20 protein-coding genes are annotated in these 22,073 nt (G+C 71.5%); 6 read left to right on the top strand and 14 right to left on the bottom strand.

What is annotated here, in order from left to right:
• Positions 1–12 precede the first annotated feature (12 nt).
• The 4 genes from LEL83_RS04600 (at position 13) to LEL83_RS04585 (ending at position 5,135) form a co-directional block, all read left to right on the top strand.
• Positions 13–1,917 (top strand): ABC transporter ATP-binding protein, encoded by a 1,905-nt coding sequence (locus tag LEL83_RS04600; protein ID WP_198655883.1) that lies wholly within the window; start codon positions 13–15, stop codon positions 1,915–1,917.
• Positions 1,918–2,151: 234 nt separating this feature from the next.
• The gene (locus LEL83_RS04595; protein ID WP_225557940.1) at positions 2,152–3,183 is read left to right on the top strand and encodes an alcohol dehydrogenase catalytic domain-containing protein; all 1,032 of its coding nucleotides are present in this window, start codon (positions 2,152–2,154) and stop codon (positions 3,181–3,183) included.
• 105 nt (positions 3,184–3,288) lie between these two features.
• Entirely contained in the window at positions 3,289–4,128 is an 840-nt protein-coding gene (locus LEL83_RS04590; protein ID WP_198655885.1) for a helix-turn-helix transcriptional regulator, read from the top strand.
• 80 nt (positions 4,129–4,208) lie between these two features.
• The gene (locus tag LEL83_RS04585) at positions 4,209–5,135 is read left to right on the top strand and encodes an SDR family oxidoreductase (protein ID WP_225557939.1); all 927 of its coding nucleotides are present in this window, start codon (positions 4,209–4,211) and stop codon (positions 5,133–5,135) included.
• A gap of 162 nt (positions 5,136–5,297) precedes the next feature.
• On the opposite strand, the gene LEL83_RS04580 is transcribed toward LEL83_RS04585, so the two are convergent.
• The 5 genes from LEL83_RS04580 to LEL83_RS04560 all read right to left on the bottom strand — a co-directional run bounded on the left by LEL83_RS04580 (position 5,298) and on the right by LEL83_RS04560 (position 9,718).
• On the bottom strand, positions 5,298–5,453 hold the full coding sequence (locus tag LEL83_RS04580) for a hypothetical protein (protein ID WP_225557938.1): 156 nt from the start codon (positions 5,451–5,453) through the stop codon (positions 5,298–5,300).
• A 148-nt stretch (positions 5,454–5,601) separates the two neighbouring features.
• Positions 5,602–5,946 carry a DUF4190 domain-containing protein gene (locus LEL83_RS04575; protein WP_225557937.1) on the bottom strand — a complete coding sequence of 115 codons (345 nt, stop codon included), beginning with the start codon at positions 5,944–5,946 and terminating at the stop codon, positions 5,602–5,604.
• A 62-nt stretch (positions 5,947–6,008) separates the two neighbouring features.
• Positions 6,009–8,402, bottom strand: a complete 2,394-nt coding sequence (locus tag LEL83_RS04570; protein WP_225557936.1) for an ATP-binding cassette domain-containing protein — start codon at positions 8,400–8,402, stop codon at positions 6,009–6,011.
• Positions 8,403–8,493: 91 nt separating this feature from the next.
• Positions 8,494–8,946, bottom strand: coding sequence for an NUDIX hydrolase (locus tag LEL83_RS04565; protein WP_225557935.1), 453 nt, complete (start codon positions 8,944–8,946; stop codon positions 8,494–8,496).
• A gap of 10 nt (positions 8,947–8,956) precedes the next feature.
• The gene (locus tag LEL83_RS04560) at positions 8,957–9,718 is read right to left on the bottom strand and encodes an SDR family oxidoreductase (RefSeq protein WP_198655891.1); all 762 of its coding nucleotides are present in this window, start codon (positions 9,716–9,718) and stop codon (positions 8,957–8,959) included.
• Positions 9,719–9,872: 154 nt separating this feature from the next.
• Here LEL83_RS04560 and LEL83_RS04555 point away from each other — a divergent pair, with 154 nt between their 5' ends.
• Entirely contained in the window at positions 9,873–10,346 is a 474-nt protein-coding gene (locus tag LEL83_RS04555) for an NfeD family protein (protein WP_225557934.1), read from the top strand.
• The gene (locus tag LEL83_RS04550) at positions 10,343–11,551 is read left to right on the top strand and encodes an SPFH domain-containing protein (protein ID WP_225557933.1); all 1,209 of its coding nucleotides are present in this window, start codon (positions 10,343–10,345) and stop codon (positions 11,549–11,551) included. The genes LEL83_RS04555 and LEL83_RS04550 overlap by 4 nt, the downstream gene beginning before the upstream one ends.
• A gap of 65 nt (positions 11,552–11,616) precedes the next feature.
• Here the strand turns inward: LEL83_RS04550 and LEL83_RS04545 are convergent, their stop codons facing one another.
• The 9 genes from LEL83_RS04545 to LEL83_RS04505 all read right to left on the bottom strand — a co-directional run bounded on the left by LEL83_RS04545 (position 11,617) and on the right by LEL83_RS04505 (position 21,986).
• On the bottom strand, positions 11,617–11,967 hold the full coding sequence (locus tag LEL83_RS04545; RefSeq protein WP_198655893.1) for an RNA polymerase-binding protein RbpA: 351 nt from the start codon (positions 11,965–11,967) through the stop codon (positions 11,617–11,619).
• Positions 11,968–12,113: 146 nt separating this feature from the next.
• Positions 12,114–13,706, bottom strand: a complete 1,593-nt coding sequence (gene lnt / locus LEL83_RS04540) for an apolipoprotein N-acyltransferase (RefSeq protein ID WP_225557932.1) — start codon at positions 13,704–13,706, stop codon at positions 12,114–12,116.
• A gap of 11 nt (positions 13,707–13,717) precedes the next feature.
• A complete protein-coding gene (locus tag LEL83_RS04535) occupies positions 13,718–16,156 on the bottom strand; it encodes a DEAD/DEAH box helicase (protein ID WP_225557931.1) in 2,439 nt (812 codons plus the stop codon).
• Positions 16,153–16,905, bottom strand: a complete 753-nt coding sequence (gene tatC, locus LEL83_RS04530; RefSeq protein WP_198658673.1) for a twin-arginine translocase subunit TatC — start codon at positions 16,903–16,905, stop codon at positions 16,153–16,155. The genes LEL83_RS04535 and tatC overlap by 4 nt, the downstream gene beginning before the upstream one ends.
• Positions 16,906–17,016: 111 nt before the next feature.
• Positions 17,017–17,988, bottom strand: a complete 972-nt coding sequence (locus LEL83_RS04525; RefSeq protein WP_225557930.1) for a helix-turn-helix transcriptional regulator — start codon at positions 17,986–17,988, stop codon at positions 17,017–17,019.
• Positions 17,981–19,015 (bottom strand): helix-turn-helix transcriptional regulator, encoded by a 1,035-nt coding sequence (locus tag LEL83_RS04520; protein ID WP_198655896.1) that lies wholly within the window; start codon positions 19,013–19,015, stop codon positions 17,981–17,983. The genes LEL83_RS04525 and LEL83_RS04520 overlap by 8 nt, the downstream gene beginning before the upstream one ends.
• 71 nt (positions 19,016–19,086) lie before the next feature.
• A complete protein-coding gene (locus LEL83_RS04515) occupies positions 19,087–20,013 on the bottom strand; it encodes an FKBP-type peptidyl-prolyl cis-trans isomerase (protein ID WP_198655897.1) in 927 nt (308 codons plus the stop codon).
• A gap of 42 nt (positions 20,014–20,055) precedes the next feature.
• A complete protein-coding gene (locus LEL83_RS04510; RefSeq protein WP_198655898.1) occupies positions 20,056–21,231 on the bottom strand; it encodes a tRNA (adenine-N1)-methyltransferase in 1,176 nt (391 codons plus the stop codon).
• Positions 21,228–21,986 carry an HAD family hydrolase gene (locus LEL83_RS04505; protein WP_225557929.1) on the bottom strand — a complete coding sequence of 253 codons (759 nt, stop codon included), beginning with the start codon at positions 21,984–21,986 and terminating at the stop codon, positions 21,228–21,230. Before LEL83_RS04505 ends, LEL83_RS04510 begins: the two co-directional genes overlap by 4 nt.
• Between the last annotated feature and the right edge of the window lie 87 nt (positions 21,987–22,073).

The raw sequence follows: 22,073 nt of genomic DNA, 5'->3' as shown, positions 1-22,073 counted from the left end.
GGAGGACCTGCCATGAGCATGGAAGGCGCGGCCTGGAGCTCGCTGTACAAGATCTCGACCGCCAGGGACGGCAAGCACGGGTTCTCCCGGGAGTCCCTGCGGCGGATCATGACGTTCGCGGTGCCCTACCGGTCGAAGCTGGTGGTCTTCATCGCCCTGTCGGTCGTGGGCGCGTTCCTCGCCGTCGCGACGCCGGTGCTCGCCGGCCGGGTGGTCGACGTCATCGTCGCCCGGGGTGCGGTGTCGACGGTCGTCTGGCTCGCGGTCGTCATCGCCCTCGTCGCCGTGGCCGACGCGGCGGTGTCGCTCCTGACTCGCTGGTTCTCCGCGCGGATCGGTGAGGGCGTGATCCTGGACCTGCGGACCGCGGTCTTCAACCACGTGCAGAAGATGCCGATCGCGTTCTTCACCCGCACGCGGACGGGCGCACTCGTGAGCCGGCTGAACAACGACGTGATCGGCGCCCAGCAGGCCTTCAGCGGCACGCTGTCCGGCGTGGTCACGAACCTCGTGGCGCTCGTCCTCACGCTGACCGTCATGCTCAGCACCTCGTGGCTCGTGACGGTGCTCGCGGTGGTCATGCTCCCCGTCTTCCTGGTGCCGGCACGCCGGATGGGCAGTCGACTCGCCGCCCTGCGTCGCGAGGCCGCCGACCACAACTCCGCCATGAGCACGCAGATGACGGAGCGGTTCTCGGCACCGGGCGCCACGCTGGTCAAGCTGTTCGGCCGACCGGACGACGAGGCCGAAGAGTTCCGCGTGCGCGCCGCCCGTGTGCGTGACATCGGGGTCCGCACCGCGATGCTGCAGTTCGTCTTCGTCACGGCGCTCATGCTCGTGTCGGCGCTCGCCCTCGCGCTCGTGTACGGCCTCGGCGGCTTCCTTGCCCTCGCCGGCCAGCTGGACACCGGAGCGGTCGTCACGCTGGCGCTCCTGCTGACCCGCCTGTACGCGCCGCTGACCAGCCTGGCGAACGCACGCGTGGAGATCATGAGCGCCGTGGTCAGCTTCGAGCGGGTGTTCGAGGTCCTGGACCTCCGCCCGCTCATCCAGGAGCAGCCCGACGCCGTGACGGTGCCCGAGGGGCCGGTGTCCGTCGAGTTCGACGACGTGCGGTTCGCCTACCCCTCCGCCGACAAGGTGTCCCTCGCCTCGCTCGAGGAGGTCTCCACCCTGGACACCCGGGGCGGCGAGGAGGTCCTGCACGGCGTGTCCTTCCGGATCGAGCCGGGGCAGACCGTCGCACTCGTCGGGTCCTCCGGAGCGGGGAAGTCCACGATCGCGCAGCTCCTGGCACGCCTGTACGACGTCGACAGCGGCGCCGTCCGCCTGGCCGGGACGGACGTCCGCGAGGTCACGTTCGCCTCGATGCGGCACACCATGGGCATGGTGACGCAGGACGGCCACCTGTTCCACGAGACCATCCGGTCGAACCTGCGGCTCGCGCGCCCCGAGGCATCCGACGACGAGGTGTGGGACGCCGTCCGCCGCGCGCGGCTCGAACCGCTCATCCGGTCCCTGCCGGACCAGCTCGACACCATGGTGGGGGAGCGCGGCTACCGACTGTCCGGCGGTGAGCGCCAGCGGATGACCATCGCGCGCCTCCTGCTCGCGCAACCGCGGGTCGTCATCCTCGACGAGGCGACCGCGGCACTCGACTCGACGTCGGAGGCGGCGGTGCAGGCGGCACTCAGCGAGGCGCTCGAGGGACGGACCGCGATGGTGATCGCGCACCGCCTGTCGACCATCCGCAGTGCCGACCTGATCCTCGTGGTCGAGGACGGCTCGATCGTGCAGCGGGGGACGCACGAGCAGCTGCTGGCCGCGGGCGGACGGTACGAGGAGCTGCACCGGACACAGTTCGCGGTGCAGCAGGACGTCGCGGCGGACGCGGGGGCGCCGAGCGGCGTGTCGTGAGCCGCGGCGTACCCGTTGCCCGGCGGCTGCCTTGCCCGTCGGGAGTTTCCCGTCGACTGTTCCCTGTCGAGTGAGCAGAAGACGTCGGGTCGCACGTGCCCACTCGACGTCTTCTGCTCACTCGGGGGGCGGCGGTGGGGGATGGGCGCGTCGGTGCGGGGGCGTTCTGCTTCTGCTTCTGCTTCTGCTTCTGCTTCTGCTTCTGCTTCTGAGCGCATCTGCCAGGATGGCGGGATGCGCGCTGTCCAGTACGACCAGTTCGGCTCCGTCCCCGCGATCGTCGAGGTCGCCGAACCGGTGGCGCCGGCCCACGGCGTGGTCGTCTCCGTCGCCGCGACCGGGGTGTGCCGCAGCGACTGGCACGCCTGGAAGGGACACGACGAATCGGTCCGGCTGCCGCACGTGCCCGGGCACGAGTTCGCCGGGGTCGTCCGGGCCGTCGGGTCCGAGGTCCGTGGCTTCGCCGTCGGTGACCGCGTCACGGCGCCCTTCGTCTTCGCCTGCGGCAGCTGCCCGGAGTGCCTCGACGGCGCGACCCAGGTCTGCACCCGGCAGCAGCAGCCCGGGTTCGACCTGCAGGGCTCCTACGCCGAGGCGGTCGTCGTCCCGCACGCCGACGTCAACCTCGTCGCCCTGCCCGACTCCGTGGGCTTCGCCGTCGCGGCCGGGCTCGGCTGCCGGTTCGGCACGGCCTTCCACGCGCTGCACGCCCGAGGACGGGTCGCCGCAGGGGAGTGGGTCGCGGTCTACGGCTGCGGCGGCGTCGGGCTGTCGGCCGTCCTCGTGGCGATCGCCGCGGGCGCCCGGGTGGTGGCCGTCGACGTGTCGGCAGCCGCCCTCGAACGGGCTGCCGCGCTCGGCGCCGAGACCGTGCCGATGGACGACGACGCCGTGGCGGCGGTCCGCGCCCGCACCGACGGGGGAGCCCACCTGTCGATCGACGCCTACGGCAGCCGGGCGACGTCGGTGGCAGCGGTGGGTTCGCTCCGCCCGCGTGGCCGCCACGTGCAGGTCGGGCTGCTGCTCGACGACGAGGCCGCACCGGCGATCCCGATGGGACGCGTCATCGCCGACGAGCTCGAACTGCTCGGCAGCCACGGAGCGGCGGTCAGCGAGTACGGCGCGATGCTCGACGCGGTCGTCGCCGGCACGCTCCGACCCGAGGAGACGATCGGTCGCACCATCGGCTTCGCGGACCTGCCCGACGCGCTCGTGGCGATGGACCGCCCGGCGACCTCGTCGGGCATGACGGTCGCCGTGTTCTGACCAGCCGAGCCGACCGGGCCGCTTTCCTGGTCGCTGTTCCGTCCCACCCGTGAGGTGGATCGGCGAACCGTGGATACGGGCGATGCATCCGTGTAGGAACGTGTCGTGATCGATCGTCAGTCCCTTGCGACGTTCCTGCGTCGCCGTCGCACCGCCCTGCAACCCGAGGACGTCGGGCTGCCGCGTGGTCCCCGTCGACGGACGGAGGGACTCCGGCGTGAGGAGGTCGCGAGCCTGAGCAACATGTCGACCGACTACTACGCACGCCTCGAGCGGGGGACCGGCCCCGCTCCGTCCGCGCAGATGATCGCCGCCATGGCACAGGGGTTGCACCTGTCGGTCGACGAGCGTGACCACCTGTTCCGGCTCGCGGGCCACCAGCCACCGGCACGGGGGACCGTGAGCGAACACGTCGCACCCGGCATGCTGCGGATCCTGGACCGGCTGGTCGACACACCCGCAGAGGTCGTCACCGAACTCGGGGAGACGCTCCGTCAGACGCCGCTCGGGCGGGCGCTGACGGGTGACGCCGCTCGGCGCACCGGCAACGCGCGCAGTCTGGGCTACCGGTGGTTCACCGACCCCGCCGCACAGCAGGCGTACCCGCCCGCCGAGCGAGAGCACCTGTCGCGTGTGTACGCCGCCGGGTTGCGCGAACTCGTCGCCCTGCGCGGCCCGGAGTCGCGTGCCGCAGCGATGGTCGAGGCGCTCCAGGACAACGCCCGGTTCCGCGAGGCGTGGGAACGGCACGAGGTCGGCGTGCAGCTGCCCGACCGGAAACGGTTCCTGCACCCGATGGTGGGGCCGCTCGAACTGTCGTGCCAGACGCTCGTCGACCCGGAACAGTCGCACCGGATGCTCGTCTACACGGCGGAGCCGGGGAGCGTCAGCCACGAGCGTCTGCAACTGCTCGCGGTGGTGCATCCACAGGAGCTCAGCCACTGACCAGCAGGCCCTGGATGTCCCGGACGGCTGCCAGGAGCATGGGCACACGCCCACGCTTCACTGACCACGGAGGACCGACCATGTCGACCACACCCCGATTCGACGTCCCTGACCGCACCGGCACGCTCGCCGTCGTGACGGGCGCCAGCGACGGCATCGGTGCCGTCATCGCACGCCGGTTGGCTGCGGCGGGCGCCGAGGTCGTCATGCCCGTCCGGTCGACCGAGAAGGGTGAACGGGCCGCCGCGCACATTCGTTCCGTCGTGCCCGGGGCGACCGTCCGGGTCACCGCGCTCGACCTGGCACGGCTCGACTCCGTCGCGGCGTTCGTCGCTGCGCTGCGGGACGAGGGGAGACCCGTCCACCTGCTCGTCAACAACGCCGGCGTGATGCGCCCTCCGGTCCGACAGGAGACCGAGGACGGGTTCGAACTCCAGGTCGGGACGAACCACCTCGGGCACTTCGCCCTCACCCTCGGACTCCTCCCGCTGCTGCGCGCCGGACGCGGCCGGGTGACGCACCAGACGAGCGTCGCCGCCCGGCGTTCCCGCCTCGAACTGGACGACTTCGCACAGCAGCAGCAGCGGTACGACGTGATGCGCGCCTACAGTGCCTCGAAGGTCGCCATCGGCTTGTTCGCTCGAGAACTCGACGCGCGGAGCCGAGCCGAGGGCTGGGGGATCAGCAGCAACCTGGCGCACCCCGGCGTCTCGCCGACGAACCTCCTCGCCGCCCAGCCAGGGATGGGACGCGAGCGAGCGGGCGGCGAGCAGCGGATCGTCGAGGCCCTGTCCCGCGTCGGCGTGCTCGGTACGGTGGAACGCGCTGCGCTCCCGGCACTGCTCGCAGCGACCGGCCCCGACGCTCGCGGCGACGAGTTCTACGGACCCCGCCGCATCGTGGCGGGCGCTCCGGCACGGCTGCGGATGTGGCCCTCGTTCACCGACGATGTCGCGGCCCGGGAACTGTGGGACCTGTCGGCCGAGGTGACGGGGACGCGGGTCTGAGTGGTCACGAAGGGACCGTCAGGCACCGGCGGGAAGCGCTGAGTTGACATAATATGCATTATCGGCGCACCGCCGGACGTACCGAACGAGCGCTGAGAGAGCAGAAGAGGTCGGGTCCGACGAACGGACCCGACCTCTTCTGCTCACTGGATGACGACGGTGTCAGTCCGCCGGCTGCGTGGGGACGTCGTCCGCGTCGATCTCGAGCGCGGCCGGCTCGCCGCCCTGTTCCTCCAGGTTGCCCTGGTCGGTGTCGGGCTGCTCCGGCGTCTCGCTCTGGGTGGTCTCTTCGGCTGGGTCAGGCTGGCTGTAGCTCATGCGCCGCACGCTACGCCGATCGGCCTGAGGGCGGCTCCCGGATGCGGGTGTGCGCCCTGGTCCGACCTTCGGTGAGCAGAAATGGTCGAGTCCCCCGAAAGGACTCGACCATTCCTGCTCACGATGCGGCAATCGCCGCGAGGTGGTGTCAGTTCGACATCGCCGGCACGACGACGGCCAGCGCGATGATGATGAAGATGATCGACAGGACGATGGCGATGATGCTGAGCACGATGCCGGCCAGGACCATGCCGCGGCTGCCGACACCGCGACGGCGGGCGACGAAGCCGAGCACGAGACCGATGATGCCGGCGATCAGACCGATCCAGACGAAGAGGAACGCGAAGACGACACCGACGATGCCGAGGACGAGCGAACCGACGGCGAGGCCGTTGCCACCGGTCGTGGCGGGTGCGTTGCCGGGATGGGACATGGTGGAGCTCCTTCTGGTCAGGACGCCGATCCAGGCCGGGTAGCCGATCGTGAGCGTCATTCGGAACGGTAGTCCTCGAACACGGCAAACGCCCAGATTCGCGCGCATCCCTGTTCTGCGACTCAGGGACCGACGTACGCCGCCAGGTGCTCACCGGTGATCGTCGACTGCGCGGCGACCAGGTCGGCCGGCGTCCCCTCGAACACGACCCGCCCGCCGTCGTGACCGGCACCGGGACCGAGGTCGATGATCCAGTCGGCGTGCGCCATGACGGCCTGGTGGTGCTCGATCACGACGACCGTCCGACCGCCGTCCACGAGTCGGTCGAGCAGACCGAGCAGTTGCTCGACGTCGGCGAGGTGGAGCCCGGTGGTCGGTTCGTCGAGCACGACGACACCGCCGCGGTCACCGAGGTGCGTGGCGAGCTTCAGCCGCTGCCGCTCTCCCCCGGACAACGTGGTGAGCGGCTGCCCGATCGTCAGGTACCCGAGCCCGACGTCGGCGAGCCGGGCGAGGACGGCGTGGGCGGCCGGCAGTGCCGACTCCCCTGCCGCGAAGAACGCCAGCGCCTCGGTGACGGACATGGCGAGCACCTCGCTGATGTCCTTGCCGCCCAGGTGGTAGCCGAGCACGGACTGGTCGAACCGCTTGCCGTCGCACTCGACGCACGGGCTCGCGACGCCCGCCATCATGCCGAGGTCGGTGTAGACGACACCGGCGCCGTTGCACGCCGGGCAGGCGCCCTCCGAGTTGGCGCTGAAGAGTGCGGGCTTGACGCCGTTGGCCTTCGCGAACGCCTTGCGGATCGGCTCGAGCAGGCCCGTGTACGTCGCCGGGTTGCTCCGCCGTGAGCCGCGGATCCCGCTCTGGTCGATGGCGACGACGTCGTCGCGTCGGGCCAACGACCCGTGGACGAGCGTGCTCTTGCCGGATCCGGCCACTCCCGTCACCACGGTGAGCACCCCCGTCGGGACGTCCACGTCGACGTCGCGCAGGTTGTGGGCCGAGGCGCCGCGGATCGGGATCGCTCCGTCGGGCCGGCGGACCTCGGACTTCACGGAGACACGGTCATCCAGGTGCCGACCGGTGACGGTCCCGCTCCCGCGCAGCCCGTCGACGGGCCCCTGGTAGCAGAGCGTCCCACCGCCGGAGCCGGCCCCGGGCCCGAGGTCGACGACGTGGTCGGCGATCGCGATGACCTCGGGCTTGTGCTCGACGACGAGGACGGTGTTGCCCTTGTCGCGCAACCGGACGAGCAGACCGTTCATCCGTTCGATGTCGTGCGGGTGCAGCCCGGTGCTCGGTTCGTCGAACACGTAGGTGACGTCGCTGAGCGAGGAGCCGAGGTGCTTCACCATCTTCACGCGCTGCCCCTCTCCCCCGGACAGCGTGCCGGTCGGGCGGTCGAGTGACAGGTAGCCGAGTCCGATCTCGACGAACGACTCGAGCAGGTTCCGCAGCCCCTCGAGCAGCGGCGCGACCCCCGGGTCGTCCAGGCCCTGCAACCACGTGACCGCGTCGGTGATCTGCATCGCGCAGACGTCGGCGATGCTGCGGCCCCCGATCGTCGACGAGCGTGCGGTGTCGTTCAACCGGGTGCCGTCGCAGGCCGGGCACGTCGTGAAGGTCACCGCACGGTCGACGAAGGCCCGGACGTGCGGCTGCATCGCCTCGCGGTCCTTCTGCAGGAACGACCGGCGGACCCGGTGCACGAGCCCCTCGTAGGTCATGTTGATGCCGGCGATCTTCCGCTTCGTCGGCTCGCGGTACAGGAAGTCCTGCCGCTCCTGCTCGGAGAAGTCGCGGATCGGCGTGTCCCGGTCGAAGTAGCCCGACTCGGCGTACAGCCGCACGTTCCACCCGTCGGTGCCGTAGCCGGGGATGGTGAGCGCGCCGTCCCCGAGCGACTTCGTGTCGTCGAACAGCTGCGTCAGGTCGATGTCGTGCACCGACCCCCGCCCCTCGCAGTCGGCGCACATGCCGCCGAGCCGCGTGTACGAGACCTTCTGGGCCTTCGCGTCCGCGCCCTTCTGCACGGTGATCGCTCCCCCGGCCGTCACGGTCGCGAGGTTGAACGAGAACGCGTTGGGCCCCCCGATGTGCGGCTGGCCGAGCCGGCTGAACAGCACGCGCAGCATCGCGTTCGCGTCCGTGGCGGTCCCGACGGTGGACCGCGGGTCGGCGCCGATGCGCTCCTGGTCGACGACGATCGCGGTGGTCAGCCCGTCGAGCAGGTCGACGTCCGGCCGCGCCAGCGCGGGCATGAACCCCTGCACGAAGGCACTGTACGTCTCGTTGATCATCCGCTGCGACTCGGCGGCGACGGTGCCGAACACGAGCGAGCTCTTGCCCGAGCCGGAGACCCCGGTGAACACCGTGAGCCGCCGCTTCGGCAGGTCCACGTCGACGTCGCGCAGGTTGTTCGCGCGGGCACCGCGCACCCGGATGCGGTCGTGCCGGTCGGCAGGGTGCGCGTCGGGGCCGGTGGGGTCGTCGTCGACCGGATCGCTGTGCATGCGGGTCAGCGTACCGACGGGAGGCCCGTGGCGGGGCCGCCACGGGCCTCCCGTCCGGTCCGTGGTCGGCCCACGGGCCGTGGTGCGGCGCTCAGGCGCCGTGACGGCGGACCAGGTCCGGCAGCTCGGCGGGTTCGAACGGCTCGTCGGTCGCGTCGAGTTCGTCGGCGGTCCACCAGCGCGAGGCGAGGATGTCCACCCGCTCGTCGTCGGTCCACTCGGCGTCGGACAGTTCGAAGCCCGCCGTGCGGACGACGTAGAACTCGGCGTGTCCGCGGTCGTGGTCGGCGAGGTCCCACTCGACGTCGAAGTCCCACGACCACACCGACTCCCCCGGCTCGTCGATGACGATGCCGGTCTCCTCGCGGAGCTCCCGGACGGCCGCGTCGCGGTGGGACTCCCCCGGGTCGACACCGCCGCCGGGCGTGATCCAGCGGTGGGCGCCGTCGGACGACGGGGACTTCGTGTCCATCAGGAACACGCGTCCGTCGGGGTCGAGCAGCAGGATGCGGGAGGTACGGCGCAGGCCGGGCTTGGCGGTCACCGAGCCGACGCTAGCCGACGAAGCCGCTGACGTCGCCGACGAGCTTGGTGTGGTCGGCCGGGATCGGCTCGACGGCGGCGAGGGCGATCTCCGCCGCGAACTCGGACACGCTGTACAGCTTGCCGACCTCCTGCCGGCGGCCCTCGATCGCGCCGGGGTTCAGGCGGTTCAGCAGGGTGGCCGTGATCGTGCCCTCGATCATGTCGCCGGAGACGACGACGAACTCGATGCCGGCGGCCTCGAGCTGCGGGATGAGTTCGCGCAGCGCCAGCTCGCCGGCACGCTTGCTCTTCGCCACGGGGACGTACTCGTCCATCGTCTCGGCGGTCTCGACGAAGTGCGCCTGGTGGCTCGTGACGAACACCACGCGGGAGCCGGCGGGCATGTGCGGCACGGCGGTCTGCAGCATGTCGACCTGGGCGTCGCGGTTCAGCCGGAGCGCGTAGTCCTCGCCGAGGCCGGACTCCATGCCCCCCGATGCGTTCAGGACGAGCAGGTCGATGCCGCCCCACTCCCGCACGACCGTGTCGACCATGGCCTGCACCGAGTCGTGGTCGGTGAGGTCGGCGCCGACGGCCAGTGCGGACCCGCCGTCCGCGACGATCTTCTCGGCGATCTGCTCCGCACGCCTGGCCTTGTTGCGGTAGTTCACGACCACCTTCGCGCCGGCCTCGGCCAGGTAGCCGACGGTGTCGGCGCCGATGCCGCGCGACGAGCCGGTGACGACGGCGCGCTTGTCGGTGAGGGATCCGGGGGCGAGGGGGTTGGTCACAGTCGTGTTCTCCAGGTCTGGTTCCGGCCGGTCGGGCGCACCGAGTCTACCGACGGGCCACGCCGCCGTCGGACGCTCCTGATATGTTGAACGGAGTTGTACCGGCCGTCGCGACGCAGCAGGCCGCCGCGCGTGACCGAGGGAGGGAGATCACGTGAACGGGATCGATTGGATCCAGACCACCGTCTGGATCGGACTGGTGTTGGTGCTCGGCGTGGTCGAGATCTTCACCCTCGACTTCATCTTCATCATGCTCGCGGCCGGCGCCGCCGGAGGATTGATCGCGGCGCTGCTCGGCGCGCCGTGGTGGCTCTCCGCCGTCATCGCCGCCGTGCTCGCGCTCGTGCTGCTCTCGCTCGTCCGGCCCCGCCTGCTGGTGGCCCTCGGACGCAACGCCGACCCGCACCGCACCAACGTCGAGGGGCTCATCGGCCTCCCCGGCACCGTCGCGGTCGCCTTCACCGCTTCCGCTCCCGGCCAGGTCCGCCTGGCCAACGGCGAGACCTGGAGCGCACGGTTCGCCGTGGGTTCCGTCGACCGCACACCGCCACTCGGCACCCCCGTGGTCGTCGAGTCGATCGAGGGGTCGACCGCGGTCGTGCGCCTCGCAGAAAGGGCCACACCGTGACCATCTCCGCAGGGACGATCGCACTGATCGTCCTCGTCCTCGTCGTCGTCATCTTCGTGATCGTCGTCCTGGCGAAGGCCATCCGCATCGTCCCCCAGGCCACCGCCGGGATCGTCGAGCGCCTCGGCAAGTACCACAAGACCCTCAACCCGGGTCTGAACCTGCTCGTGCCGTTCATCGACCGTCTGCGTCCGCTCCTCGACATGCGCGAGCAGGTCGTGTCCTTCCCGCCGCAGCCCGTGATCACCGAGGACAACCTGGTGGTCTCGATCGACACCGTCGTCTACTTCCAGGTGACCGACGCCCGTGCTGCCACGTACGAGATCGCGAACTACCTCGGCGCCGTCGAGCAGCTCACCACCACCACGCTCCGCAACGTGGTCGGTGGGCTCAACCTCGAAGAGGCCCTGACGAGCCGCGACAACATCAACGGCCAGCTCCGCGTCGTGCTCGACGAGGCGACCGGCAAGTGGGGCATCCGCGTGGGCCGGGTCGAGCTGAAGGCCATCGAGCCGCCCGTGTCCATCCAGGACGCCATGGAGCAGCAGCTCCGCGCGGAGCGCAGCCGTCGTGCCGCGATCCTGCAGGCCGAGGGCACCAAGCAGTCCCAGATCCTCGAGGCCGAGGGCCAGCGGCAGGCCGCCATCCTCGCGGCAGAGGGTGACGCCAAGGCCCAGGTCCTGCGTGCCGAGGGCGAGGCCCAGGCCATCGCCACCGTGTTCGAGGCGATCCACACCGGTGACCCCGACGAGAAGCTGCTGTCCTACCAGTACCTGCAGACCCTGCCGAAGATCGCCGAGGGCACCGCGAACAAGCTCTGGATGATCCCGAGCGAGTTCACCGAGGCCCTGTCCGGCATCGCGAAGGGCTTCAGCGCCAGCCGTGGTGGCGGCGCCGGCCCGGTCAGCGGTGCCGCGGGTGGCACGGACTTCCTGTCACGCATCTCCAAGCTCGCGAACGAGAGCCTGGCGAACACCTCGGCAGGCGCTGCGGCCGAGACGACCATGCCGCGTGCGGACGCCACCGCAGCCGACATCGTCCCCGAGTCGGACCTCGACGCCCGACTGGCCGAGTCGAACCGCAGTGTCGACGCGCACCTGGCGGCAGCCGACGACGCGACCGCCGAGCAGGTCGACGACGCCCCATCCACGCCGGGCGACGACGCCTCCGGGCACCGGTCGACCGACGGTTCCGGTCGGCGCTGACCCAGAGCACCACGAACGACGACGCCCGCCCCGGGGAACCGGGGCGGGCGTCGTCGTTCGTCGTGTCAGGCGCCGCGTCGGGCGCGGAGGAACTGCAGGCGCTCCTCGAGGAGTTCCTCGAGTTCCTCGCGCGAGCGGCGCTCGAGCAGCATGTCCCAGTGGGTGCGGGGTGCCTTCACGTCCTCTTCGGCGACCTCGACGGGGATGCCGTCGTCGCCGAGCAACCGACCCTCACGACCGGAGCGGGGCTCCGACCAGATCTGTGGGACGTCCGCGTCGGCGGAGAAGACGATGTCGAACGTCTCCCCCGAATCGGTCTGGTAGACCGCGCGCTTGCGGTCCGAGAGCTCGACGCCCTCTTCGCTCTGGAGGCTCTGACTCCCGAGCCGCATGCCGCGGAGACTCCGATCAGCCATGTGTGTGCTCCTCTCGCTCGTCTGCCCTTCTCAACACTGTCCCACGCACGATGCATCCCGTCCCGGCGCATTCACAGTCCGTTCCCAGTGCGAGGTCCGGGGCGGACCCCGGCGGAGCGGGCGCGAGCGGTCCGCGTCGTGCCCGGTCAGCGTCGGGTGCGGCGACCCCATGGTGCGCAGGCGAGCAGCACGAGCAGGCCGCCCAGCGAGACGAGCAGGGTGATCGCCCCGGACGCGAGGGTCGCCGGCGTCGTGGAGGTGCCGAGTGGCACGTCGGTCACCATCGAGGTGGCGGTGTACTCGGGCACGCGGTCGATCGTGCGTCCGGCCGGGTCGATGACCTGCGACGCACCGACGGTCGAGATGTTGACGAGCGAACGCCCGGTCTCGATCGCCCGCATCCGCGCGATCTCCAGCTGCTGCAGGTTCTCGTCGGTGCCCGAGAAGTCGGCGTTGTTCGTCTGCGCGAGGATCACCTGCGCTCCCCCACGCGCCATGTCGGCGGTGAGCCCGTCGTCGACGATGTCGAAGCAGATCGAGATCCCGGCGCGGATGCCCGCCACGGAGAGCACGTTCGGCTTCGTCCCCGGCGTGTAGTCGCGCTGCAGCAGCCCGATCAACGACGGCGCCAGCTTCGAGTAGAACCAGCGGTCCGGCACGTACTCGCCGAACGGCACCGGTCGCTTCTTGTCGTACGACGACTGCCAGCCGTCCTCGGTCCAGACGAACGACGTGTTGTGCAGCACGCCCGACGGTGTCTGCGTGATCGCTCCCGCGACGATCGGTGCACCGGTCGACCCGACGACCGCGTCGAGCGCAGAGGCGATTGCGGGCTGCTGTCGCGGGTCGTACTCCGCTCCGGCCTCGGGCCAGACCACCAGGTCGACCCCCGTCGCGTCGACGTCCGTCGCCGCGACCTGCGCGGCCAGCACGTCGCCGGGCTGGGCACGGTCGAAGTACCCGGCCGGACCGTTGCCCTGCACCGACTCGATGCGGATGGTGCCGTCGGTCGCCGTCGGCCACGCCGGGACCGCCAGCACGGCCGTGACGAGCAGCCCCGCGGTCGCGATGCGTGCCGGGACCCGGGCGGTCGCACCCGGGGTGCGCGGGGTCACCAGGGCGAGCGACACGACCACGGCGACGCAGTAGACGACGATGAACGACAGGCCGAGCACGCCGACGTAGGCCGCCAGGTGCGTGAAGGGTCCCTGCGACTGCGACAGGCCCACCCGGCCCCACGCGAAGCCGCCGTACGGCCAGCTGCCCGAGAACCACTCGCGTCCGGTCCACAGTGCGGCGACGACGGCCGGGAGGCCCCACACCCGTCCGGCGGTGGACCGCACCACCCGGGCGACCCAGCGGTACGCCAGGGCGATCGCCACGCTGCCGAGCGCGAAGAACGCGGCTTCCAGCAACGCGAGCGCGAACCACGGGACGGGTCCCAGGTAGCGTCCGGCCCAGGAGATCGCCGGGATCCAGAACGCGGCGCCGGCGATGTACCCCAGCCAGGCCGCGCGGCGGGCGCGCTGCCCCATCGCGGCGAGCAGCAGGCACGCCAGCGCCGGGTAGGCGAGGAACCACCAACCGGGCGACGGGAACGCGAGCGCGAACAGCAGCCCCCCGATGACGGCGAGCGGCAGGGCGGTGCCCAGCGGCAGGGCCGCGAACGGCCCCGTCGCGACCGCACCGCGGCCGACGCGCGTGGCCTGCCCGGGCACACCGGTCTCGGGGATCCGCACCGTGCCTCCCGTCAGACCGTCGCGTAGGCGACGATGCCGCGGCGCACCGCGTCCGTCGCGCGCCGCGCGGTCTGGGCGAGGTCGTCGTCACCGGCGTTCCGGATCTGGTCGAGCAGGTCGATGACCTGCTTCGACCAGCGCACGAAGTCACCGGCCGGCAGGTCGAGCGTGCGCAGGACGTCGTCGAGGGCCGAGCCCGAGGCCCAGCGGAACATGCCGACCGCCATCGCCGGGGTGGGCGGCTGCGAGCCGGCCAGGCGCGCGGCGCGTTCGACGTCGTCGAGTCGCGACCAGATGGTCAGGGTCTCGTCGAGGGCGGGGCGGAAGGCGCCGCGGGGCAGCGCGTGCTCGGTGCCGGGGGCGTCTTCGCGTCGGGGCTGGTAGACGATCGTGGCAGCCATCGCGGCGAGCTGCGCCGGGGTGAGGTCCTTCCAGACCCCCGCCTCGAGGCACTCGGCGACGAGCAGGTCGCGGTCGCCGTAGATGCGCTGCAGGCGTCGCCCGCCCGCGGCGACCGTTGCCTCGCCGTTGCCCGCGTCGACGAGGTACCCGAGCTCGAGGAGCACCTCGGTCACCCGGTCGAACGTCGTCGCCACGGCGCCCGTACGGGACCGGATCTGCTGGACCAGCTTGTCGTTGGCGCGCTTGAGCTTCCACCAGCGTTCCGACCAGCGCGCGTGCGCCTCGCGGTCCGGGCAGGCGTGGCAGGGGTGCCGCTGGAGCTGCCGACGGACCGCCGTGATCGCCGCCTGGCGTTCCTGCCGTGCGCCGTGCGAGGCCTCGCGGCCGCCGGGCACGTTGGTGCGCTCGAGGTCGGACAGCTCGCGACGGAGCGAGGAGTACTCGGTGAAGTCACCGAGGTGGCACTCCATCGCCTGGCGGTAGCCGTCCAGCGACTCCTGCTGGGAACGGACCTTCCGCGCGAGGTCGACGACGGACCGGTCTGCCTGGAACTGCGCGAACGAGGTCTCGAGGACCTCGCGCGTGCGCTGCCGACCGAACTGTTCGATCAGGTTGACGGCCATGTTGTACGTCGGCCGGAACGACGAGTTGAGCGGGTACGTCCGGCGGCTCGCGAGTGACGCGACGGCCTGCGGGTCGAGGCCGTCCGTCCACTGGATGACCGAGTGCCCCTCGACGTCGATGCCACGACGGCCGGCACGACCGGTGAGCTGCGTGTACTCCCCCGGCGTGATCGGCACGCGCGCTTCGCCGTTGAACTTCTCGAGCTTCTCGAGCACCACCGTGCGCGCCGGCATGTTGACGCCGAGCGCCAGGGTCTCGGTCGCGAACACGACCTTGAGCAGCTTGCGCTGGAAGAGGTTCTCGACGACCTCCTTGAACGCGGGCAGCAGACCGGCGTGGTGCGCGGCGACGCCACGCTCGAGCCCTTCGAGCCACTCCCAGTACCCGAGGACGGCGAGGTCCTCGTCGAGCAGCGTGCGGCAGTGGTACTCCGCCGTCTCGCGGATCTCGTTGCGCTCCTGCACGGTCGTGAGCGAGAGCCCGGAGCGCAGCACGTTGCGGACGCCCTGGTCGCACCCGTTCCGGCTGAACACGAAGAAGATCGCGGGCAGCAGCATCCGCTCGTCGAGCATGTGCGCGATCTGCTCGCGGTGCACCTTCTCGGTGCGCGGGCCACGACGTTCCGGGTAGCCCCCGCGTCCGCGACGGCCGCGGTGTCCGCCGCCGTGCCGTTCGCTGCGTGCACCGCCGCCGACCATGCGGAGCAGCTCGGGGTTCACGCGGTTCGTCGCCGCGGCGCCGCTCGAGTCGAACAGGTCGACCATCTTCGAGCCGACGAGCACGTGCTGCTCGAGCGGGACCGGGCGGTCCTCCGACACGATGACGTCGGTGTCGCCGCGGACGGTCTGCAGCCAGTCGCCGAACTCCTCGGCGTTGGACACCGTGGCGCTCAGCGAGACCAGGCGCACCTCGGTCGGCAGGTGCAGGATCACCTCTTCCCACACGGCCCCGCGGAACCGGTCGGCCAGGTAGTGCACCTCGTCGAGCACGACCCAGGCGAGGTCGTCGAGCAGGTCGGAGTCCGCGTAGATCATGTTGCGCAGGACCTCGGTCGTCATGACGACGACGCGTGCGCGGGGGTTGACGTTCGTGTCGCCCGTCAGCAGCCCGACCTCGGACTCCCCGTACACGTCGACGAGCTCGGCGTACTTCTGGTTGCTCAACGCCTTCATCGGCGTCGTGTAGAAGACCTTGGCGGTCGGCTGGCGCATCGCGAGCCAGATCGCGAACTCCGCGACGATCGTCTTGCCGGCACCCGTCGGGGCGGCGACGAGCACGCTGCGCCCCTGGTCGAGCGCGTCGCAGGCGGCGAACTGGAACGGGTCGAGGTCGAAGCGCAGGTCGGACCGGAACAGTTCGAGGTTGCGCGAACGGTTGCGGACCTTGGCCGCGGCGAACCGCTCGGCCGCGCTGGCACCCGTCACAGGCCGTACTCCTCGTCGAGCTTGGCCTGGCGCTTGGCGACCCGGCGGTCGTGGATCCACGTCACGAGGCACGCGGCGAGGTAGAGCACCAGCATCGGGACCGCGAGCAGGAACATCGAGATGATGTCCGAGCTCGGCGTGACGATGGCGCAGAAGACCAGGATGCAGAGGATCGCGACGCGCCAGCTCTTGATGATCGAAGCGGCCGTCAGCACCCCGACGAAGTTGAGCAGGACGAGGAAGACCGGCAGGACGAACGCGATGCCGACCGCCACGATGAGCTTGATGACGAAGTCGTAGTACGCCTTCGCGTCGACGATCGAGGTGTCCTCGCTCGAGACGAAGCTGCCGAGGATGCCGACCACGTGCGGCAGGATGAACCACCCGAAGTAGCAGCCGCCGAAGAACAGCGGGATCGCGGTGCCGAGGAAGCCCCACACGTACTGCTTCTCGCGCCGGACCAGCGCGGGGACGATGAACGCCCAGATCTGGTAGAGCCAGACCGGGCTGGCGAGCACGATGCCGATCGTGATCGCGATCTGGAGCTTGAGGTCGAACGCCCCGGTGATCATCGGGAAGTTCAGCTCGGCGGTGTGGCCACCGACCTCGGCGAGCTGCGTCACCGGCGCACGGAGCGCGTCGAGCACGAACGGGGTCAGGAACCACCCGCCGATCGCACCGACGACGATCGCGATGACTGCGCGGAACAGGCGGTTGCGCAGCTCGATGAGGTGCTGCCCGAGCGACATGCGGCCTTCGGCGTCGGTCTTCTGGCGCCCCTGCCGCTTCGCTCGCCCGCGCGCGGTCGTCGAAGCCATGTCGTCGATCTTACGGGGTCCGCACCGACAGTCCGCCGCGGGTCAGCCCGCGGCGAGGGCACCTGCGGCGAAGTCCCGCACCGCCGCCCGCGCGGCCGGCGGGTCGAGGACCACCGCCCGCCCCGGCAGCCCTGCGACGAGCCGCACCACCCCGTCGAACCCGTGCGACGCGGCGAGCCGGATGCGCACCCGCCCGTCGGCGTCCGGCGCGTCGGCGGTGTCGGCGAGGAAGTCGGCGACCAGCGGCAGCGACGTCGAGTCGAGCTCGACCGTGACGATGACGTCGTCGGCGGCCTGCTGGAAGAGGGTGTCCGGGATGACGACCTGGTCGATCGTCTTCTCGGCGGGACGCTCGTCCACGCACACCTCGGACATCCGGTCGAGCCGGAAGGTCCGGAGCGCCTGGCGGTCGAGGTCCCAGGCTCGGAGGTACCAGTCGGTGTCGATCGACTCGACGCGCAACGGGTCCACCCGGCGGGTACCGCCCTGCGTGCGCGGTCCGGCGTACTCGAACGTCAGCCCACGACCGTCGGACATCGCCCGGCGGATGGTGGCCAGCGCGACGTCGTGCAGGTCCTGCCCGACGGCGACGGTCGACGCCGCTCCCCCGGCCCCGCGCGACAGCTTCGCCATGAGCGCGCGGATGGCGTCACGGTCGGCGGCCTCGGGCAGGGCGGACAGGTACTGCAGCCCGGCGATGAGCGCCGACGCCTCGCGAGCGGACAGCCGAGGCGAGTCGTCGATCGCCACCAGGTTGGTGAGCACGATCATGTCGTTCTGGTCGAAGTCGTCCCAGGCGATGTCGAACAGGTCACCGTGCTGGTACTGCATCGTCTCGCCCGGGACGCCCGACACGGCGATGAGCTCGACGGCGCGTCGGATGCGGGCCTCGGGCACACCGAAGTGCCGAGCGGCCTCGGCCACCGAGACGCGTTCACGGTCGATCAGGTAGGGCACCAGGGCGAGCAGGAACGCGAGCTTGTCCTGCGCCTGCAGGGGTTGGGCCTCAGCCACGGTCGGTGTCCTCTCCGGCATCGCTGTGGTCGCGCACGAGGGCGCGCAGCCGCTCCTCGACGCGGACGCGCAGGTCGTCTGGCTCGAGCACCCGGACCTCCGGTCCGAAGGCGGCGAGTTCCTCGGCCAGGATCTGCGGGTCGACGTGGTGGAGCACGAGGGCGCCGTCCGCGTCGGTCTCGGTGTCGCGACGGCGGGTGAGCCGGCGCTCGGCATCGGACCCGGGGGTCACGGCGATGCGCGCGGTGCGTGCGGCCCAGACGTGCTCGAGGCCGGCGAGCGTGCGCTCCCCCGCCCCCACGGGAGCCGTGTGCTGGCCAACCTCGTACTGGGTCACCGGCCCGACGATCCGGGACAGCAGGTAGTTCTTGTCGGAGTCGGTGGCGAACTCGTGGGCGGCGAGCATCCACCGGCCGCCGTGCTGCACGAGGGCGAGCGGCGCGACCGAACGTCGCCGGGCCTCGTGCTGCCCCGGGGTGATGTAGTCGAAGCGCACCGCGGCACCGCGGTCCAGCGCCGACCGGAGCGGCTCGAAGGACGCGTCACGGGCACGGAGCCGCGGCGCGTAGGCGTCGACGCCGAGCTGCAGCGCGCCGTCGTCGTCCTCGGCACCGGCGGAGCGCACCTTGAGGAGCCCCCGTCGGGAGTCGGCGGACAGGGCACCCTCGCGCCAGGCCATCGCGGCCAGGGACAGCAGTGCCGACTCGTCCGGGGTGAAGCGGACGTCGACGGGCAGGTCGTACTCGCCCTTCGGGATCCGGTACCGCAACGTCTGGTTGTTGCCGGCGGCACCGGGGGTCTCGATGGTCTCGAGCGGGATCCCGAGCTCGCGGACGTCGTCCTTGTCACGCTCGAACTGGCGCTCGAGCGAGGCGTTGTCGCCGCCCGGCGTGAACCGCTGGCGGTAGCCCTGCACGTTCGCCAGGATCTCGCCCTTGGTCAGCCCCGACTCCGTCGAGAGCAGCGCGAGCACGAGGCTGAACAGCCGCTCCTCGGCGGGCACACGGGGCACTCGGGTCGCTGGCACGAGCCGATCCTACGGCAGCGCGGGTGCACCGGAGTGCACCCGCGCCGCGGTCCGTGGAGGGTCGACCGGGGTCAGTTCGACATGGCTCCGAGCACGTCGATGACGTACGCGTACGCGGTGCCCTGCTGGTTCACGACGGCGAGGACCTGGTCGCCGACGCGGTGGCCGACGACGGCCTTCCGGACGCCCTCGTCGACCTGGCCCTCGGCGAGCGGGATCGTCTGCGCGCCCGAGCCGTCGGTCCAGCTCGAGCCGGCCACCGTCGGGTCGGCACTCCACGTGACCGCGGTGTACTTGATGACCGCGGTGTCCTCCGCGGTGAGCTTCCGACCGTCGCCCTTGCGGAGCAGGTGGGTCTCGTTGCCCTTCGGCGCCGTCCACGACGGGATCGTGATGCCGGGGGCCCCGGAGGGCGCGAGCACGACGGCCGGCATCCGGTCGCCGGCGAGCTGCGGCGTGCCGGTGGCACGGGCGTCGAACGCGCGCTTGACGTCGATGACGGCGATGACCGCGTCCTCGGTCTCGTCGGACGAACCGCTGCCGGCGGCGGCGCCGTCGGGCGTGCTGCTCAGGGCGCTCTTCGGCAGGGCCACCGCGAGGCGGTCGCCGACACGCGCGCACTGCAGCGAGTCGCCGAGCGCTCCGTAGTTGCTCGCGCCGGCCGTGATCGGGGCGGTCTGGCCGGAGTAGCCGCTCGTCTGGGCGACCTGTCCGGTGGTGCCGTCCACCAGGGTGTACTCCACCAGCACGGGCGTGCCGTCGTCGATCGTGCGCCCGCTGCCCTGCTGCAGCACGGACACCTGGGTGCCCTTCGTCGTCAGTCCCTTCGGCACGGTGACCTTCGGCTCCGAGCCGAACTTGCCGGTGGCGGTCACCGCTTCGGACGCGGCACCGGGGGCGGCACAGCTCGAGGGCGTGGTACCGGCACCGTTCGACGCGCAGGCGGTGAGCGACGCGGCGAGACCGATGGTGACCAGGAGTGCGGGGATGGTGCGCACGGACCCTCTTTCCGTTCGATGCAGGACGGGCACGCCGTCAGCCTACCGGTCGTCCTCGTCGGCCCCGGACGCGGCCGGAGCGGCGTCGGGCGCCGCCGGAGCAGCCCCGGACGCGGCCGCAGCAGCGTCCGATGCCGACGCCGCCTCGGCCGCCGCGACCTTGCGCGCCTGCGCCGCCGACTGCCGGGCGACCTTGCGGAGCTTCTTGTCGCTCGTGGCCCGCTCGCCGACGGCACCGGGGGTCCAGGCCTCGATGTCCTCGTCCGAGAACTCGACCTTGCCCGCGCGGCGCTTCAGGTTCGGCAGCACCGTGCCGTCGGCCAGGCGCCTCGCGGTGATCAGGAAGCCGGTGTGCCCGACCATGCGGTGGTCCGGGCGGACGGCCAGGCCCTCGACGTGCCAGGTGCGCACCAGGGTCTCGCTCGGCATCGGGTCGGTGAACCGGCCGGTGTCGCGCAGCGCCTCGGCCGTGCGGGACAGCTGGGTGACGGTCGCGACGTAGCAGACGATGAGTCCGCCGGGCACGAGGGCGTCGGCTGCGGCGTCCACGCACTCCCACGGCGCGAGCATGTCGAGCACCACGCGGTCGACGCTCTGCGGCTCGGTCGCCTCGGGCAGGGCCTCCACGAGGTCGCCGACGGTGACGGACCAGTTGTCCGGGACGGCCCCGAGGAACGTGCCGACGTTGCCCTTCGCGATGGCCGCGAACTCCTCGCGGCGCTCGAACGACTGCAGCTGACCGGTCGGGCCGATCGCGCGGAGCAGGAAGAGCGACAGCGCGCCCGAGCCGACGCCCGCCTCGACCACGCGGGCCCCCGGGAAGACGTCCGCGAAGGCCACGATCTGTGCGGCGTCCTTCGGGTAGACGATGGCCGCGCCGCGCGGCATCGACATGACGTAGTCGTTCAGGAGCGGTCGGAGCGCCAGGTACTCGTCGCCCGTGCTCGCCCGGATGACGGAACCGTCGGGCTGGCCGATGACGTCGTCGTGCCGGAGCACCCCGCGGTGCGTGTGGTACTCGCCGGCGGTCTCGAGCGACAGCGTCGTGAGCTTGCCCTTCGGACCGGTCAGCTGCACGCGGTCGCCGGCCCGGAACGGGCCGCGGGGCGGCGTGTGCGGTGCGCCGCCCGCGGTGTGCGGGAGCGCTGCGGTCGGGTCGGCGGTCGGACGGGAGGCGCGGCTCGCGTCCGCCTCGTCGCGTGCGTCGTCGTGGTTCATCGGGTGACCCCCTCGGTGTCCGCAGCGTGCGCCGGGTCCGGCACCGCGCCTCCCGGCTCTCCGGCTCGAGCAGCCAGGGCCGGCGTCGTCAACTCGACCAGACGGTCGACGTCGACGTCCGCCAGGGTGGTCAGGTGCACGTCCCCGCCGGCGATCTCGGACAGCGGGACGATGTGCTCGACGGCGACCGTGACGGCGCCGGAGGCGACGGCCGAGGCGACGCCGGTGGCGGAGTCCTCGATCGCGACGCAGGCGGTCGGCTCGACGCCGAGCTGCGCGGCGGCGGACAGGTAGGCGTCCGGGAAGGGCTTGGGACGGTCGACGTCGTCACCGGCCACCACGACGCGGAAGCCGTGCGCGCCCAGCGCCTCGGCGGCCACGAGCGCCATCCGGCGCCGGGACATCGTGACCAGGGCGGTCGGGATGCCGCGGTCGTGCAGCTCCTCGATCAGCTCGCGGGCGCCGGGCCGCCACGGCAGGTCACCGCTGCGCAGGCGCTCCATGACGTAGTCGGTCATCCACTCGACGATCTCGTCGACCTCCATGTCGACGCCCTTGGCGCGCAGGAGTTCGCCGGAGCGCTCGAGGCCGCTGCCCACGAGGGACAGGCCGTCCTGCTCCGTCCACTCGGCGCCGTACCGGGTCGTCAACTCGACCTGGGACCGCTGCCAGATCGGCTCGGTGTCGATGATCGTGCCGTCCATGTCCCACAGCACGGCTGCGGGCAGGACGAGGGCAGGAGGTTGCGCGGTCACGGGCGACGAGTCTACCGGGGCCGTTCCGCTGGGCGCGGACGCGCGCGTGCGGGGACACCCCCTGGGCCTACAGTGGATGCCTGAATC

The sequence above is a fragment of the Curtobacterium oceanosedimentum genome, from assembly GCF_020297365.1.
Classification (GTDB): Bacteria; Actinomycetota; Actinomycetes; order Actinomycetales; family Microbacteriaceae; genus Curtobacterium.
The sequence above is the reverse complement of the archived record's forward strand: the minus strand, read 5'-3'. Positions and strand labels throughout refer to the sequence as shown.